Consider the following 17,514-nt stretch of genomic DNA (forward strand, 5'->3'; position numbering starts at 1 on the left):
GCATGAACAAGGAAAGGCCAATGGACTTCTCGATGTCCGACCTCATCAAGCAGAACACTCCGGGAAACAGCGAAGGCTTTCCCGCGGGCGTGCATCCGAGTTACAATTGGTATCAAGGCTGGAATGATGGCGGGCTGTGGTCGCCGCCCGCCGATTTCAGTGCGGTAGAGGGGTGGGGGCAGGTCTATCACAAGGTGGGAGAATCGCACTACGTAAGTCCCAATGCCGCGGTCGAGGTCGCCCACGCAAAGACTTATGTTCGCATCAAGCAATCGGGCGAATGGTCGCTGGTTCAGGACCAGTCGAGAGTCCAATTGACCGGAGGGCATTTCGTTCCTGACTTCGTCGGGAACGTGGCCATTCCCATGAAAGCGACCCCTTTGGCTGGTGCGACCATTTCATTTGATGCTCCTCCAGTCGGCTATAACAACCATTTCTGGTACCGGGGACGAGGAATTTATCCCGCCGGAACTGTGGATGCAGTCTACGTTCAGATGGAGATGCGGGTTACAGATCCGAACTTGCATCTCGTGGCCATGGTGGGCGCCGACTGGTGGCGACACGCTCGAGCCCCCTATCTTGACGATCACAGTAACAACCCGGGAGTCGGCGGTAGCAATTGGATTGAGCTCTCGACCCAATGGAAGACAATCGGCTTCTATTCAATGAGGACAGACGACTTTCGCGCGAGTCCCGCCCCGCCGCTTCGTGGCTCCGCGAGGGAAACGACGCCGCCTGCGGTGACGCCCCCGCCATCCCCGATGCCGACGCGGAGCGGCGAAAACAGCGGTTCGCTCGAGCCGACGTCCCGCTCGAACGACCCGAAGATTGCCAACAACGATGATGGATCGCATTCTGCAGGACAAATCCATCAACAGCATGTGAGCGCCGTCTTACACCCCGCCTCGCCCGGTTCGATCGCAACGGCTCAAGCCTTGTCGAACGACTGTCTCGTGATGCTCGCATTGACTTTGGGGGCAATGGTCAAGGTCTGCCGGAAACGCCCGCTGGGCTCGGCAGGCAGCCGCTGGAGCGATACGCCATGACCACAAAATCATGGAAAATACCGACGCTTCGCGTCGCGTCCGCCGAGATGCTGCACTTGGATATGCTGAGATTCGTTGCTTCCGCCGGAATCGTCGTTCGCCACTCTTTCGAATTTTTTTTCCCAACGGCCGTTCGATCAACGCTGCCGAGCGGCCTTGCTTTGTTCGTTGATCTTTTCTTCGTGATCTCTGGATTTGTGATCGCGCATGTGTATCAGGGAAAGGTCGATACCCTGCCGGGCTATGGCTCATTTCTTCAGAGGCGTATAGGGCGGCTGATGCCGCTCCACTGGTTGACACTGCTGGTCTCGATCATCATCTGGTCTATGTTTGTTGCGGTCGGCAAGGCCGGGAATCACGAACCGTCCTACGAACCGCTATGCATCGCGGAGACTGCGTTTCTATTGAACGCCATGACAAACTGCGGCAATGGGATCTCATTCAGCAGCGTGTCATGGTCGATCGGCGCTGAAATGGTGATGTATCTAATATTCCCGCTTTTCGCCTGGGTGGCCCTGAGATCAAAGCTTGGATTACTTGTGGCTGCAGTCCCCACTCTCGTTGCGACGATTGGCGTCGATCTAACTCAGAACGCAGTCGATCGCTCGTGGGTAGACGTGTGGCCGCCCCTCAGGGCCCTCCCGTCCTTCATGATTGGAATCTCGCTGTTTTACTTTCGGGACAAGCTCAGCATGCTTCCAGCTCCCGGGCGACTGTTGTTGCTTTCCTCGATGCTATTGTTGGCCTCAATGGTCACCTATACGCACCACCTTATTGCACTCGGACTCGTCTATGTTGTCGCGATCACCGCCGTCGCAGCCGACACGCAGCGGACCGTGCCAGCCTTTGTGGCGTGCCTAGCGCCTCTTGGGCAGCTCACCTACTCAATCTACATGTGGCACCCTCTCATTATTTTGATCGTCATGAATGCTGTTGCCGACAAACTGGTCCACGCCTCCCCCGGCTTGATGTCGGTGTTCTGCACGATTTGCTATGCGATCATCTTTGTCGTCGCGTATGTTTCCTACTTTGTGATCGAAAATCCAGCACGGCGTTACATCGATGGCCTTGGTTCCAAACAGCGGCGTCGAGCTCCGCGGACGCTTTGGTATGCCGTCACAAGTCGCTCGAATGCTAGGCGAGCCGAGCCTGACAGCACGCTAAGAAACAATCGGTGAGGCTGGACAGCAGGAGCGGCCAACACTCCCGTGCGTGCAGACAGTCAGTCTACCGATGAGGCCCGCAACATATTGCGAACTAGCCAAGGAACCAGACCAAGCCGGCCTCGCGACTCCGATTGACCGCCGTGCCGGTTACCCACCTCAGTGCTAATCGTCTAGCATTTGATGGTCGTCAAGTCAGCTGCGCCCCCGCTGTCTACAATGCCGCCTAGAATTTTTAACCGATTATTGGGCGGTCCCCATGTCTGACGCTCGCCATTTTCCGGCTTTGTGCTTACCGCTTGCAACTCTTCGGAGCGCGGTCCACCTCCTGTTCCGGAAACCTCCGACCCGGCTCTTGCCCATCGGAATAATTGCGATCGTTGCCGTGACTCCAGGGAGCGCTGTCTCGGCGAACGGCCCGTTGAACGAAGTCACCCCGGCGGGGCTCTCGTTGAGCGCAATCGAGCAAAATACTCCCGGTTACAGCCAAGGCTTTCCGGCCGGCGCGCCCAAGACGTCATCCTGGTGCAACGGCGCCTCCAGGCCGGAAAGCGGCGCCCCTCCTTCGGACTTCACATCCGTTACCGGATTGGCTTCCGTCTTTCCAAAATTCGGCGCAGCTGCCCCAGCAACCTCGGACGGAAAGATACTCATAGCCAACGGAAAGACGTATGTACGTCTCCACGCCACCAAAGAGTGGGTCCTGGTGCAGGACCAGAACGAAAACGAAATCGTCGGAGCCCATTTCGACGCTATCGCTCCCAAAAATCTGGCCGTCCAGATGAAGATCGAAGTACAAGCCGATGGAAGCACTGTTGCCGATGGCCCTCCGCCTGGCCGTAACGACTTGATGTGGATGGTGAGACGGGGCGCTTTTGCCGCCGGAAGCGTGGACTCCGTGTACGTGCAGATGGACATGAAGACGACGGATCCGAACATAAAGGTCGTCGCAAATGTTGGCGCCGACTGGTGGCGCGCCCCCGACTCGCTGCACAACGGCTCCAACAATCGAGGTGCGGGTAACAGCAATTGGGTCGAACTTTCAGCGAACTGGTCCACCCTCTACTTCTTTTCCAGCAGCACTCCGCAATTCACTGCAGACCCGCCGCCGCCTTTGACCGAATTGCCGCTTCCGGCACAGGCGGCAAGCATGCCGCGCACCGCAAATGTACAATCGCCGTGCCTGCGTGTCCTGGCACCGCGATAGCATCTTGCGTCGCGCATTGCTTGTCGATGACCTATGACATTGAGCAATCGAGGCACCGGACGCCTCGCGGTTCAGGGCATATTTCCGCCCTGACGTGGCGCCATTTTTCACTAGTCAAGCTGTTCTCAGGCCGAGAAATCTTTGCGAAAGAGACTTATCGTGACCTCAGCCATATTCGATTCCAAACACTTATCCTCAGAAGCAGCTAGTCGCGGCGCATCCTTGCAGACGCCGCTACAAATCGCCGTTATGACGGCCGACTTCTTGCTGGTTCTAATCAGCTATCTCTGCGCTGCTCTAGTTCATCGCAAACTCATCGGAGTTTCGTCCGATCAAGAGCTTTCAATGGGTCCGGGCTTGATTGTGGCCATGGTTTTTGTCACGATTGCCTTCTTTCAGGGCGGATACGATCGTCACCACCTTCTCGATGCGAGCTGGCAATTACGTAAGGTCCTTTTCGCCTGGCTCTTGTCACTGACAATTCTTACCTTCGCCGCCTTCCTGTTGAAATCGACGTCCGTCCTATCCCGTGCCACCATCATGCTGTTCGCGATGATCGGCCTCGTCAGTCTAGGCGCACACCGCGCGGTCTGGCGCCTCCTGCTGGCTTCGTCCCTTGCCAGCAGCCATTCCTTCAGGCGACGGGTTGTTTTGGTCAGCCCAAAACCGCTCGATTTCACCTCCAATCGCCTCAAGGATTTGCGCAGGAATGGCTTCGAAGTCGTGTGTCACGTGATACTGAACGTGACGTTGGAGGATGACGATGGAGCGTGGGACCGGGATGTTCTCAAGATCGTTCGAGAGTCTCGTGCGGCTGAGGCAGACGAGTTTCTGCTGGCCTTCGACTGGAACGAAGTTCTGGTTCTACAAAAGCTGAGCCAACGGCTCCGCCAGGTACCGAATGCGGTTCGCCTATTGGCCGATTTTGCGATCGCCGACCTCGTGTCACGGCCGTTCGTGCCGATGAGTGGAACGATGGCGATCGAGATCCAGCGGACACCTCTTTCAATCGGCGAGCGGGCCCTGAAACGCAGCCTCGATATCGCCTTGGCCTCTGTGGGGTTAGCGCTTCTGGTCCCTCTGCTCATCGTCCCAGCGATCTTGATCAAATTGGAATCGCCGGGCAGCGTCATCTTTCGACAGACACGCCGCGGATTCAACAGCCGGCCATTCGAGATCTGGAAATTTCGCAGTATGACGGTTTCGGAGAACGGCCCCGAGATTAGGCAGGCGAGCAAACAGGACGAGCGAGTTACCCAGATTGGGCGTCTCTTGCGCAGAACGAGCATCGATGAATTGCCGCAGCTTTGGAATGTTCTGCGCGGAGAAATGTCGCTAGTTGGCCCGCGCCCGCATGCGCTCGCACATGACAACTACTACAATCAGATGATCAGCAACTACGCTTATCGACATCATGTGAAGCCTGGCCTAACGGGTTGGGCCCAGGTCAACGGCTTCCGTGGCGAGACGCCAACTATCGATCTGATGCAGAAGCGTGTTGAATACGACGTCTGGTACGTGACCAATTGGAGCATCTGGCTGGACATTCGTATTCTAATACGGACCGTGATTGTGCTTTCAGGCCAGGAGGCTTATTGAGCCTTCCCGTGCAAGGCGCGGCGGGAGTTTGCCGGCTTTTGGCAACGGCGAGCGTTCGAGCCTAGGCCCAAGTCGGGCGAACGGGTTCAGCAAGGCAATATGCTGACAGCAATGCTGGTTAAGCCCCCTTCCAGATCCGGGTGCTGGAAGTTGGGCATCACGCGTACGCGGGAACATTGCCGCAGACACAGCTGACGCCGATAGCTCGCTCGCCTGCGCGCGCCAACGGAACGGATTTTCGAGCCGAAAGACGACTGTAAGCAGGACGTCGCGTTAACTCGAATAAGCAATCCTGATTTTTTGCTTGCCGCCGCCCGTTTAGGAAAGCGATGGCTCTCGCAAATCAAATGACAGAGGCAAGTCATGGGAAAGGTGGCAAATAATGCGATACGGAAACTGCGGGTAAGATTTTTCAGCAACCTAAGCGCTGGAACCGCGCTAGTTGCGATAGCGATGATGTCGGCACCGTTCTTCTTTCAGTCCATGCGGGAGCTCCATTTGAGAGGAATAGTTTTGACGGCTTGCCCCGTTATCTTGCTTTTGATTCTGTCATGGATTTGGAATCTCAAAGCGATGGATATTGCTGCAGAACTCGAAGACTAGGCGTGGCGTTCCTAAATCAAGACAAAGGAAACGGGCCCCGCGCCGCGACGGGCGGCGGGCCTATGCTTGCCAACACGAAAGTTTCGCCAAGTCGGTTTCTCGAGCAGATTGCCTTTCCTATGAACGGTATGGAAAAACGGCGATCGGCACTTTGGATTGGGCGGCGCATGCTCACTATTGGACGCTTCTAACTGGCGCTTCGGTCTGGCTGACAACCAGCGCCGGGCAGCAGACCCTCCCGCCGGTCGGCACTCATCTGCCTATCCTTTTGGGGGACGCCGTGATAGCAGCACCGTGCTTTGCCTCATCACCCTGCGCGATCGTGTTAGAATTGGATAGCGGCCGTCTTCGCCGGCTCGTTCCGGCCACTTGCCCATCGCTTGCATTCCAGGGGTCGGAGTGGATTGTGCAGCGGCGCGTTTGACTAAATAGAAATCGCACATCCACCGTTGGCCTCTCGGTCAGCAAGCAGGGACTGCGCAAAATGGGCTGTTGAAGCGCCACGTGCAAGACAATCGTCCGAACACCCATTTGGTGACGAGCATCAGTGAGGACTTGATCCGCCCTTCCGTCCGTCTCGAGAATGAAGCGGATCTGCTGCATGGTCGATCCAGGTCGCCTGCTGGACTCAACCAGCCAGAACCGTTTATCGGACCGCATTGGCTTACGCTTCCGGCAGTCACGTCGGCTCCTGGTGCGCTCGGAGGGCCGCCCCTTTTGCCGCAATATCAATAATTTACGGAGATAGGCAAAGAGTTTGGGCGCATTTCCGTGCCAAGGATGCCTTTGGCCCCCGGCGTGCTCACCAAACAAATTCAATAGCTTACGGTAAATCGGCAAGAGGCTGAAAAAGCGCTGCGTGGGCACTATGTTGGCAAATCGGTTGCCGGCCTGAGCGGTTAGGAGTACCCGTCCGCTGAAGGCCGCCTTGCCGAGCAAAGCGCGGTACTGAGAACGCTCCTTCGAACGGAGAGCGCAGTGCAGATTAGTGACGAGATCCCACCAAGATCCCATCGAAGTCTGCCAAACGCGCGTCAGAGGGTGCGACAAAAGCTCTGGGATTAGTTACTTTCGGCGTGACGGATCACGGATGAAGCGAGGAGACCGCAAGGCTTATTAGCCGCCGCGGCGGCACATGGCTGCCCGACGGTTAGTGGTTGTCATGATAGTGCGATTGCGAAGAGTGTCTGATAAACTACCGGATATCGCGCCAAGGCTGGAATAGATTATGGACCTAGAAAAACTCGATTTCGAATGCTTACGAGAAGCGATGAGGGAAGGACATAGCGCGTGGCGCCCATGGAAAGGCGTCTATGGTCGCGCCAGACGTCTGTGTGAGTTAGGCTATCTCCACGAAGCCGGAATTTCGGCTATGCCTCCACATGTCGTCTATCTTATTTCTGATAAAGGGAAGACAGCTCTCAACATTAGAGAGGCATCACAACTCAGTCGTCCGCGCCAGAATACAGAGCGGATCGATAGCTGACAGACAACGTCTCGCAGCCAATCTTCGTCTTCGCCGCGGTTCCTCGCGACCTTGGTGGTGACGTGATGGACCTTGTTGACGTGGGGTGGTCATGCCGCTCGAGCGGAGATCGCTGATACCGGCGTCCAATTCCAAGGCAGAAGCTCGTCGAGTCGATGAGCTGGGTGGGCGGCTATACGGGCAAGGATATCCGTGAGCCAGGCCTGCGGATCAACTCGGATCAACGCCATTCATTTTGGCAGTGACGATCAAGCTATACATGGAAGCTGCGCGCCGTCCGCCGCGATCAGAGCCGCAGAACAACCAGGATTTTCGTCCGAGAGCTATACCTCTTAATCCTCGCTCTGCGGCATTGTTCGAGAGACAGACGCGGCCGTCCTCCAGGAAGAGCGTGAAGCTCGCCCAGCGCTTCAGGATGTAGTTGAACGCCTTGGCCAGATCGTGCCCACGAGACAGTTTGGCGAGCTGTTCGCGCATGTAGACCTGAAGGTCCTCGACCAGAGGCCGGCTCAGCGTCTGTCGTACCTGAAGACGCCCTTCGGGGCTCCTGCCCTTGATGGAGCGTTCGATCTCGAACAGCGCATCGATCCGCCGCACGACCTCGATCGCAATCGGAGAGAGCGGGATTTCCTTCTTTCCGGCACCCTTGCGCCGCGCATTCTCTTCGATGTCGGCCATGGCAAAGAATGGCCGCCTTCCATGCGACCAGCAGGCAGCCTCCCGGATCGGTCCGGGCTGGCGCCCGGCCAGATAGAGCTGGTTGTAACCGTCATAAGCGTCGGCCTGCAGGATGCCGGCATACCGGGCCAGATGCCCCTGCGGATGCTCGCCCTTGCGGTCGCGTGAGTAGTAAAACATCGCTGCCGGGGGACCCGCGCCCCCAAACGGCCGGTCGTCCCGAACGTAGATCCAGCACCGTCCCGTGTCGGTCTTGCCCTTGGCCAGGACCGGCACCGTCGTATCGTCAGCATGAAGGCGCTCGGCTGCCATGACATGGGCTTCCACCAGGCGCAGCAGGGAATCCAGCGACGCACAGACCGCCCCCACGGCATCGGCCATGGTCGACAGCGCGATCGGCACCCCTTCCAGGGCATAGCGCTCGGCCTGACGGTTCAAGGGCTGATGCTGGCCGAACTTCTCGAACATAATCATGGCCAGGAGGCTCGGACCGGCCCATCCTCGGGCGATGGCATGGAATGGCGCCGGCGGCTGGCTGATCTTCTCGCAATCGCGGCAGGAGAACTTCTCCCGGACCGTCTCGATCACCTTCCACTGGCGCGGCACTACTTCCAGCGTGCGCGTCACGTCCTCGCCGAGCTTACGAAGGCGATTGCTGCCGCAGCATTCACAAGCCGTAGGTCCTTCGATCACCACCCGCTCCCGGGGAAGGTGCTCAGGGAAGGTCTGGCGCTCAGCGCGCTTGCGCATAAATCCGCGCACCGTCGTCGTCTTCGCCACGGCTCGTTCCGCCGCAAGCTCGTCCTCGGTGGCGTCGGCTTCCAGCTCTTCGAACGTCAGCGCCAACTGCTCGATCAGCCGCGCCGAACGTTCCGACCGTTGCCCATAGATCTGATGCTTCAGCTTGGCGATCTGCAACTGCTGCTGGGCGATCAGCGCTTCGTCTTCCGACGCTTTCGCGCGGGCGACCGCGAGCTCGGCGGATATCTCCAAACCCTTCACGCGCTCCACCGCCAGCGCCTCCTTCAAGGCGGCAACGTCATCCGGAACAGCGTCGCGGTCGGCATCCATGCGACGCAGTGAATCACAGATTGGACGCGATGGGACTCCCCAAAATGGCAGCAACCGTAGTTTCTTCGCTCAGCCTGCGCTTTGCGGTCGCCAACTCAGTTGCGGATTCCGCCAGTCGATGCCCTCGAGCATATAGGCCATCTGCGCCGCTGAGATCGATACCGCGCCGGCTGACGCCGCGGGCCAGATGAACTTCCCACGGTCAAGGCGCTTGGCGTAGAGCGACATGCCCAGCCCATCGTGCCAGAGAATCTTGACGAGGTCACCGCGACGACCCCGGAAGATATAGAGATCGCCGGCATGAGGATCGCGCTTCAAGCTCTCCTGAACCGTCAGAGCCAGGCTTTGCATGCCGCGACGCATGTCGGTGTGGTCAGTGGCGATCCAAACCCTGACGCCGCTTGGAATCGGGATCATCGTCGTCGCAGCAGCTCAAGAATCCGCTGCAGCGCCTCAACGTCCACGTCACGGTCAACGCGAACGCGACAGCCGCCGCCAAGCTCGATCTCGATGATTCCAGCCCTTGCGCGCTGCGCAGGCAGGGAAGACGCCGGTTGTGGCGCGTCGCTCGAGATCGGAGCCGCCACCGGCGTGATCTCGACCGGAACGAGAGCTGGTACGGAATCTCCGCCCAGTCGGCCCTGGCGCGCCTGTCGACGCCAGGTGAACAGCAGGCTGTGAGCCACCCCGTGCCGGCGCGCGACGCCGCAGACCGTCTCGCCAGCCTGCAAGGTCTCTTCGACAAGGCGAACCTTCTCGTCGTAACTCCATCGCCGCCGACGCTCGGCGCCCAAGACATTGACCTGCATTCGCGACGTGACCTTAAAGCTAGATTTAAGGTCAAATCCTCGGCCCGCCTCTCAAACTAAACAAGGCGGCCGCCGCCGGAGGGATACGGTTAGGATCGCCGCGCGATAGTTGCTCGCGAGCTCGTCGAGATCGAGCTGATCTCGCGGCATGCGAAGGTGTAACAATTTGTCGCAGCCACGGGCGTCGCTTTGACGGCGGCATGGCTTGGGGTATTGCCGGATGTCAAGTTTGGTCGGGGGAAGTCTGTATGCTGCCCACCTGTTCGGGGGGCGAACAGTTGGAATGGGCCGGCCATACGCGTTCATGGACGCTTGCGACTGGCGCTACAGTGTGGCTGAGGACCAATGCCATGCTTCGCACCTTTCCAGCGACAGGCATCGACTTACCGATCGTCTTGGGAGATGAAACGGTTATCAGCAGTACGGTAGTGAATTCCTCTCCTACTCAAATTGTCATTGAATTGGACAGCGGTCATCTCCGACGCATGACGCCCGGAAAGTCAGGCTTCTCACCTCGCGGATTCCCCGGCTCAGAGTGGATCGTGCAACGGCGCGTGTAAGCGATCAACGGATCGGTCAATGCATTCATTGATCGCGCGTAAGAGATTGGTATCGATCGATCTGATTGGCGATCCGGATCCAGCTTTCCGATAGCGATTTCAGGGATCTGGCTTCGCGCTCACCCCGCGCCAATTGCATTAGGCGGAGGCATTCAGCCGACTGGGTCCGGCAGTGCTTAGCAGTTTCCATGGATGCTGCCCTCTAACCGCTAAATTGACCCGGCCGGCTTTAACTTAATTTGAACCGCCCCGGGTTTGCCGGAGGCTGGTTGGTTTAAGTTACGCCGCCATGACCGGTTGTTCCAGCATGGCGTAGTAGCGTTGCTCGGCTTCGGCCGGCGTATGTTGCCGATAGGCTCCAGGAGCCGCCGGTTGTTGAACCAGTCCACGCATTCCAGGGTCGCGAACTCGACGGCCTCGAAGCTGCGCCATGGCCCGCGCGGATGGATCACCTCGGCCTTGTAGAGACCGTTGATGGTTTCGGCCAGAGCATTGTCATAGGAATCTCCGACGCTGCTGACAGAAGGCTCCACGCCTGCTTCAGCCAGGCGCGCTCGGTGTATTTGATGGAGACGCATTGGCTGCCCCTGTCGTTATGATGCACGAGGCCGCCGCGATGGACCGGCCCTCGATCATGCAGGGCCTGCTCCGGCGCATCGAGCACGAAGCCCGCATGCGCCGTGCGCGAGGCTCGCCAGCCCACGATCCTGCTGGCATAGGCGTCGATGACGAAGGCGACGTAGACGAAGCCGGTCCAGGTCGCGACATAGGTGAAGTCAGAGAGCCAAAGAGCATTCGGCCTTGGCGCCTTGAACTGGCGGTTGACGTGATCCAGCGGGCATGGCGCGGCCTTGGCGCCGATCGTGGTCTTGACCGGTTTGCCGCGGATAACCCCTTGCAAACCCATGTCCCGCATCAGTCGCGACACTGTGCAACGGGCACGCGCTTGAGCTGGCGCCAGACCTTGCGCACGCCGTAGACGGAGAAGTTTTGATCGAACACGCGGCGAACCTCGATCTTCTGCGCGGCATCCAGTCTGGCGCGCGCCGGCAGCTTGGCCGGATCGCGCCGCTTGGCCACATGGGCGTGGTAGGTCGAGGGGGCGATCGGCAAGACCTTACAGATCGGCCCGACCCCATGCGCCCCACGATGATCGTCGATGAAGGCGATCATGGCTTGAACCGGCGGTCGAGTCCCGCCATCGCAAAATAGGCGCTTGCCTTGCGCAGGATCTCGTTGGCCTGCCGAAGCTCGCGGTTCCCCCGTTCGAGCGCCTTCAGCTTCTCGGCCGTGTCGGTCGGAACGCTGCCCGCTATCGACCTCTGCCTTCTTGACCCAGTCATGCAGCGTCTGCGGCGTGCTGCCGATCTTGGTCGCGATCGACGTCACTGCCGCCCAGCGCGACGGGTACTCGCTGGCGTGATCCAGAACCATCCGAACCGCTCGGGTCCGGACCTCGGGTGAAAACTTGTTCGTCGTCTTGCTCGTCATGGCTCCATCCTCTCAGGAGTTGGAGCCTCCGGCAAACCCGGGGCGGTTCAAGCTGTCGAGGCCATGCTGAAAAGCCGGCAATCGGAAAATCGCCAATCTTATCTGGTCCGCGGCCGCCGCTATGAACAGCTGTCCGCGAATGACCTTCGCAATCGCTGGGCGGAACAGATGACCCGCTGGGCGGATGACTCGATCCTGTTTGATCAGAGGGCCCTTAACGATCTCGGAATTGAGATGGGGATACGGGAGCTCGTGCCGCCTCTCGAACAGATCGCTGAAGCAAGGCAGAAAATTCTCGCAAAATCGGAAAGGGCCTTAGCGATAATTTGCGCGGGCCAACAGCAGATCGATTAACGGCATGGCGTTCGCGCTGGCGGGGCCCAATTTTCTTTTTGCCGGTAGAGAAGAACTTGACGGATCGCAGGTTGCTGGTGGACGGCGCGGGTTAGCCTGGAGTTAGTCGTCCCGCCATGAGGGCCGGCGAGCCCCAACGTTGCTTGTTGCCAACCATTCTATTCATACGCAGCTTTGTCCAAACGTGAACACTTCGAAACTTCAGCTAGCCCCATCTGATTCATCTAGTCTCCGTTGTTGGGTCCCAACGGACCGCCGACCTACGCCGCCACCGGATAGCCGCCGGGCTGGCGGTCCGAGGGACCCCGATAACGATGATACTAAACCGCTAGAGCCCTTTCCGGACGGCTGGTGGGCCTCGCCTTAATTGCCCTGCGGCCGCATCGGCTGTGCGCGCGAACTCGGAGCTGCTGAATTCGGAGAACTTAAAGGGATGCGCAATATCTCGCTGCTCGCATGGACGCTCACCGCGTCCGCGGCCGCTAATGTCATCACCATGCTCGCCGTGCTCTACATCGCTTTTGGCACGCCCAATGTCCGGGTGCGGGACGGCTACGTCAAAGCCGGCGTCGACGGCCGAGTGGCGATCAAGGACACGCCAGCGCTGCGCGTCGAAGTCACGCGCATGCCATGAACAGGATCGACCGCAATCTGTCAGCGGTCCGGGAAAACTGGAAATCCTCTCGCTGAAACCCTTGCGCTCGCCTTCCGGTTGCGGTCGCAACGGCAGCGCTCGTCGCATGGGAGTGGCTCCAGCGAGAAGAGCATGTGTTCGGTCGTTCGAGATTAAATACCCTGCTGGGCGAAACTGCTTATCCAAACCGCGTCAAAGGGATGTGGGGAAAGATGGTAGCGGGAGAGGGACTCGAACCCCCGACCCCAGGATTATGATTCCCGTGCTCTAACCAGCTGAGCTACCCCGCCACAGGGTCGCGAGGGCCTGATAAGGCCGATCTCGCGAACGCGCGGCATATAAAGAAGGGGGCGGCGGGAAGTCAATCCGCCTTCGCTTCCGCTTTCGCGAAAGCTTCGGCGGGACAGGTCCGCGTGGGGACAGATCAGCCTGTTTTGGGCCGAACTCCCCGCCGAATCCGTCATGGCCGGGCTTGTCCCGGCCATCCACGCCTTAATCTGCGGTCCCAAGAACGTGGGTGCCCGGGACAAGCCCGGGCATGATGACAGCTGGGTAGGAGCTACGGCCTACTTCGGCTTGACGTTGGGGTCGCCGCCGGGGCTGCCGGGGGGCGGGATGACGGGCATTTTGCCATCCGTACTCGGCGCGGGGGCGTGCATTTCGGGATCGACGCCGGCGGGCGGGCAGAGCACGCCGTCGGATTTTGCCAGCTTGTCGCCGAGCGGTTCCCGGGCCTGGCCGGTAGTGGTGCCGTCGGGCGTGGTGGCGCGGTTCGGGCGGTCCTGCGGCGTGCAGTCGGCCGCGTGCTGCGGGGATGGCGGCGCGGTCTGTTGCGGCGGCGTCGCCGGAGCGGGCGGCGCCTGCGCGACCGCGGCGCCGGCGGCTGCGATCACGAGGCTAGCCAGGATGATGTTTGATGTCGTCCGCATGGACAGGAAACGCGCGAAGCGCGCGCTCTGTTCCAGCCTCTGAACATTACGATTTGTGGTAGCGGATCAGCGAAAAATGGCCCATCGGCGGCATCGGGCGGCGCTCGGCGAGCGTGATGCCGCCGTGCTTTGCAGCCCAGTCGACCAGGCGCTGCCACGGGAATTCCGGACGCCAGCCGAGGCGGCGGGCGAACGGCGCAAACGCGAGCTCGGAGAGCTTGCGAAACCCCTTTTCGGCGCCGATGTGGTTAACCAGGATCAGCTCGCCGCCGGGCTTGAGCACGCGCACGAACTCGTCGAGCGTGCCTTCGGGATCGGGCACGGCGGTGATGACATATTGCGCGACCACCGCGTCGAAGTAGCCATCGTGGAAGGCGAGGTTCTTCGCGTCCATCACCGAGAGCACTTCGACATTGCTCAAGCGAAGCGCGCGCACGCGCGCCTGCGCCTTGCGCAGCATCGGCTCGGAAATGTCGACGCCGCAGATCTTTGTGGTGCGCGAATAATCGGACAGCGAGAGACCGGTGCCGACGCCGACGTCGAGGATACGGCCGCCGATGCGGTCGGCCTCTGCGATGGTCGACTGCCGGCCGGCGTCGAACACCTTGCCGAACACGAGATCATAGACCGGCGCCCAGCGGCCATAGGCCTTCTCGACCCCGGCCCGCGAGATGTCTGCTGCCATGCCCCTGCCCCGGATATCTTTTAGCCGCGCACCGCTTCCACGAGCGGCCGCGTCGTGTTGCTCGCGACCTTCGCGGCAGCGCTCTGGATGAAGCCGCCGCCGAGCACGCGGGCCTGGCCACTGGGCGCGTCGTAGAACACGCAGGCCTGGCCGGGCGAAACACCCTCTTCGCCGGCGACGAGCTCGACCTCGTAATGGCCGTCAGCGCCGCGCAGCCACGCCGGCTGGGGGCTGCGGGTCGAGCGGACGCGGACGAACAGCTCGAGGCCATTGCCGATCGCGCGGTCGATGTCGCCGCCGCCGATCCAGTTGACGTCTCGCAAGGCGATGCGGTGCATCCTCAGCGCATCGCGCGGGCCGACCACGACGCGGCGGTTGGCGGCCTCCAGCCGCACCACGAACAGCGGCGCGGCGGCGGCGATGCCGAGGCCGCGGCGCTGACCGATGGTGAAATTGGCGATACCGTGATGCCGGCCGAGCACGCGGCCGTCGAGATCGACGATGTCGCCGGGGTCCATCGCGTTCGGACGCAGGCGGGTGATGATGTCGGTGTAGCGGCCGGTCGGCACGAAGCAGATGTCCTGGCTGTCGTGCTTGTCGGCGACGGAGAGACCGAAGCGGCGCGCAAGCTCGCGCGTCTCGGGCTTGGTCATGTCGCCGAGCGGGAAGCGCAGGAAGTCGAGCTGCTCCTGCGTGGTCGCGAACAGGAAATAGCTCTGGTCGCGATCGCCGTCGGCGGCGCACACCAGCGCGCGCGACCCGTCGTCGCGGCGGCGCGAGGCGACGTAATGGCCGGTGGCGAGCGCTTGCGCGCCCAGCTCGCGCGCGGTCTTCAGCAGGTCGCGAAACTTGACCGAGCGGTTGCACTCGATGCACGGCACCGGCGTCTCGCCAAGCGCATAAGAGTCGGCGAAATTGTCGATGACGGACTCGCGAAAACGGTCCTCGTAGTCGAGCACGTAATGAGGAATGCCGAGCTTGGCGGCGACGTCGCGGGCGTCATGAATGTCCTGGCCGGCGCAGCAGGCGCCCTTGCGGTGGGTCGCCGCGCCATGGTCGTAGAGCTGCAGCGTGATGCCGACGACGTCATAGCCCTCCGCCTTCAACAGCGCAGCCGTCGTCGAGGAATCGACGCCGCCTGACATGGCAACGACGACCCTGGTGTCCTTAGGACGGCCTTCGAGATCCAGACTGTTGAGCATGGGCCTAGCAGTTGTGACGGCGACGTTCGCGATCCGCGATTTCTGTGCCTTTGGCCGGGACACTGGCGGTCCCCGGGAACCAAGAGTTCCCGAAGGGCACGGCCTGCCCGGTCGAAAGCGGCTGAGAGCACCCTTTAATATATGCCGCATTCCGGTGAAGCAATCGCGGCCGCCCCAAGCTTTCGGCAATTCTTGCCGGGGCGGCAGAAATGACGGGGTTTTCGCGCAGCTGCCGGGGGTACTGCCGATTCCACAAGATATTGATATCGCTATATAAAATGGCAATTCGAAGGATTGGCCCGCTCCTTGCTGACCTTCTAGCCCGAAGATGTTTTCGAGGGGTCGCCTGTGGTCGGTGTCACGTCAGACGTAGCGGCAAGCGCGCAGGTTTCCAGCGCGCAGCAGAAGCCTGCCCGGTCGCAGAGCACCAAGGACTCGACGCCGAGTGACTCCTTCGGCGCGCTGGTCGACAGCAACACCCAGGCCATCAGCAACAGCGCCTCGTCCGCGAGCCAGGACACCGCGCCGCGGCGGACCGATTCGTCGTCTTCGTCGTCCTCCTCGTCCGACCGGAGCACGCGCGACTCTTCCTCGACCGATCAGTCCTCGCAGAGCAACGCGAGCGACAACACGGATTCCTCGACGACGGCCGCGAGCGACACGCCGGCCGATCCGACCAAGGCGACTGCCAAGACCAAGGACAAGAGCGACGCGTCCAAGTCGGGCGACAAGTCGCAGGAGACCAAGGACGCCAAGGGCGACAAGACCGACGGCACCACCGACGGCCTCGCCGCCGCGGTCGACGCCTCTGCCGCAGCACAGGCCGCCGCGACGCCGGCGGCGACGCCCGATCCGGCCACTATCCCCGTCGCGGCGCCCGTGGTTCCGGTCGATCCGAATGCGACAGCCGGCCAGGCCGCCAACACCGCCTCCTCGCCGCTGACGATCGCAGCCGCCGGCATCGCCGCCAGCGCCTCGACCGCGGCGCAGATCGCCGGCGCCAAGACCGATGCGACCGGCAAGACGGCCAAGACCGACGGCAAGACCGACGGCAAAACCGCCGATGCGAAGTCCGCGCTCGCCGATGCGGCTGCTACAACGACCGACGGCACCGCGACGGATGCGACGGCGAACGCCGCGCAGCTCACCGCGGTCGACCAGGGCACGCCCAAAACGTCGTTCAAGGCTGCAGCGACCGCGCAAGGCCAGGCCGACGTCTCCAATATCGGCCAGGATACCGACAAGACCGCGCAGGCCGCGACCACTGCGCAAAATGCCGCGACGGCGACGGCGACCAACGCCGCCGCGCATCCGGAAGCCGCCAAGCCGCAGGTCGATAGCGCCGCGACCGACGCCAAGGCCGATGCTGCCAATCGCACGGCCGATGCGACGCCGGCCGCGCCGACCACGCACGCCCATGCCGACACGCAAGCCGTTGCTGCTGCGACGACCGACGCCAGTGCGCAAGCCGCCTCCGCCGTGCAGGCGCCGCTGACCAATACGACGTCGGCGGCCACCGCCTCCACCGCGACGCTGACCGCGACCGCGGCGACTTCGAACGCCGTGCCGATCAGCGGCATCCCAGTCGAGATCGCGGCCGCCGCGCGCTCCGGCAAGACGCGCTTCGACATCAGCCTCGATCCGATCGATCTCGGCCGCATCGACGTCCGCATCAATGTCGACCGCAACGGCCAGGTCACCTCGCATCTCACCGTCGAGAAGCCGGAGACACTGCAGATGCTGCGGCAGGACGCGCCGCAATTGCAGCGCGCGCTCGACGATGCCGGCCTCAAGACCGGCAGCAACGGGCTCTCTTTCAGCCTGCGCGACCAGAATTCGCCGGGACAGAACTCCGGCCAGAACAACGACAATTCCGGCAATTCCCGCCGGCTGATCATCAGTGAAGACGATTCTGCCGCGGCCGCGCCCGTGAGCCGCAGCTATGGCCGCATGCTCGGATCGAGCAGCGGCGTCGACATCAGAGTGTGAGGAGTATT

12 protein-coding genes, 1 tRNA gene, 2 pseudogenes and 1 other annotated feature are annotated in these 17,514 nt (G+C 61.2%); of the genes and pseudogenes, 7 read left to right on the forward strand and 8 right to left on the reverse strand.

The annotated features are described in order from the left end of the window. The first annotated feature begins 20 nt into the window (after positions 1-20). The 4 genes from ABIC09_RS14480 (at position 21) to ABIC09_RS14495 (ending at position 5,015) form a co-directional block, all read left to right on the forward strand. A complete protein-coding gene (locus ABIC09_RS14480) occupies positions 21-1,046 on the forward strand; it encodes a hypothetical protein (RefSeq protein ID WP_354085517.1) in 1,026 nt (341 codons plus the stop codon). Further along, the gene (locus ABIC09_RS14485; RefSeq protein ID WP_354085518.1) at positions 1,043-2,224 is read left to right on the forward strand and encodes an acyltransferase family protein; all 1,182 of its coding nucleotides are present in this window, start codon (positions 1,043-1,045) and stop codon (positions 2,222-2,224) included. Before ABIC09_RS14480 ends, ABIC09_RS14485 begins: the two co-directional genes overlap by 4 nt. A 406-nt stretch (positions 2,225-2,630) precedes the next feature. Continuing rightward, entirely contained in the window at positions 2,631-3,416 is a 786-nt protein-coding gene (locus ABIC09_RS14490) for a hypothetical protein (protein WP_354085519.1), read from the forward strand. Positions 3,417-3,575: 159 nt separating this feature from the next. Beyond that, on the forward strand, positions 3,576-5,015 hold the full coding sequence (locus tag ABIC09_RS14495; protein WP_354085520.1) for an undecaprenyl-phosphate glucose phosphotransferase: 1,440 nt from the start codon (positions 3,576-3,578) through the stop codon (positions 5,013-5,015). 2,178 nt (positions 5,016-7,193) lie between these two features. On the opposite strand, the pseudogene tnpC reads toward ABIC09_RS14495, so the two are convergent. From tnpC to ABIC09_RS14515, 4 genes and pseudogenes are all read right to left on the reverse strand, one after another. Continuing rightward, a pseudogene (gene tnpC / locus ABIC09_RS14500) lies at positions 7,194-8,853 on the reverse strand (IS66 family transposase). A gap of 69 nt (positions 8,854-8,922) precedes the next feature. Continuing rightward, positions 8,923-9,270: an IS66 family insertion sequence element accessory protein TnpB gene (tnpB, locus tag ABIC09_RS14505; RefSeq protein ID WP_354109688.1), complete on the reverse strand. Its 348-nt coding sequence runs from the start codon at positions 9,268-9,270 to the stop codon at positions 8,923-8,925. After that, positions 9,267-9,662: an IS66-like element accessory protein TnpA gene (gene tnpA, locus ABIC09_RS37430; protein WP_502917670.1), complete on the reverse strand. Its 396-nt coding sequence runs from the start codon at positions 9,660-9,662 to the stop codon at positions 9,267-9,269. Before tnpA ends, tnpB begins: the two co-directional genes overlap by 4 nt. Positions 9,663-10,501: 839 nt before the next feature. Then, positions 10,502-11,713 (reverse strand): annotated as a pseudogene (locus ABIC09_RS14515) (IS3 family transposase). Beyond that, positions 11,321-11,437: a sequence feature (AL1L pseudoknot), on the reverse strand. It overlaps the preceding pseudogene by 117 nt. 63 nt (positions 11,714-11,776) lie before the next feature. Here ABIC09_RS14515 and ABIC09_RS14520 point away from each other — a divergent pair. Continuing rightward, a complete protein-coding gene (locus ABIC09_RS14520) occupies positions 11,777-12,067 on the forward strand; it encodes a hypothetical protein (protein WP_354085521.1) in 291 nt (96 codons plus the stop codon). Between the two features lie 433 nt (positions 12,068-12,500). Further along, positions 12,501-12,701 (forward strand): hypothetical protein, encoded by a 201-nt coding sequence (locus ABIC09_RS14525; protein ID WP_354085522.1) that lies wholly within the window; start codon positions 12,501-12,503, stop codon positions 12,699-12,701. A 213-nt stretch (positions 12,702-12,914) separates the two neighbouring features. On the opposite strand, the gene ABIC09_RS14530 is transcribed toward ABIC09_RS14525, so the two are convergent. From ABIC09_RS14530 to mnmA, 4 genes are all read right to left on the reverse strand, one after another. Next, a tRNA-Met gene (locus tag ABIC09_RS14530) sits at positions 12,915-12,991 on the reverse strand. 276 nt (positions 12,992-13,267) lie between these two features. Next, positions 13,268-13,630, reverse strand: a complete 363-nt coding sequence (locus tag ABIC09_RS14535) for a hypothetical protein (RefSeq protein ID WP_354109689.1) — start codon at positions 13,628-13,630, stop codon at positions 13,268-13,270. 46 nt (positions 13,631-13,676) lie between these two features. Next, the gene (locus tag ABIC09_RS14540) at positions 13,677-14,315 is read right to left on the reverse strand and encodes a class I SAM-dependent methyltransferase (protein WP_148755373.1); all 639 of its coding nucleotides are present in this window, start codon (positions 14,313-14,315) and stop codon (positions 13,677-13,679) included. 20 nt (positions 14,316-14,335) lie between these two features. Then, the gene (gene mnmA, locus ABIC09_RS14545; protein ID WP_354109690.1) at positions 14,336-15,517 is read right to left on the reverse strand and encodes a tRNA 2-thiouridine(34) synthase MnmA; all 1,182 of its coding nucleotides are present in this window, start codon (positions 15,515-15,517) and stop codon (positions 14,336-14,338) included. Between the two features lie 348 nt (positions 15,518-15,865). Between mnmA and ABIC09_RS14550 the strand changes: the two genes are divergently transcribed. Next, positions 15,866-17,506 (forward strand): flagellar hook-length control protein FliK, encoded by a 1,641-nt coding sequence (locus ABIC09_RS14550; RefSeq protein WP_354109691.1) that lies wholly within the window; start codon positions 15,866-15,868, stop codon positions 17,504-17,506. Positions 17,507-17,514 lie beyond the last annotated feature (8 nt).

Source organism: Bradyrhizobium sp. S3.12.5 (genome assembly GCF_040548225.1).
GTDB lineage: Bacteria > Pseudomonadota > Alphaproteobacteria > Rhizobiales > Xanthobacteraceae > Bradyrhizobium > Bradyrhizobium cytisi.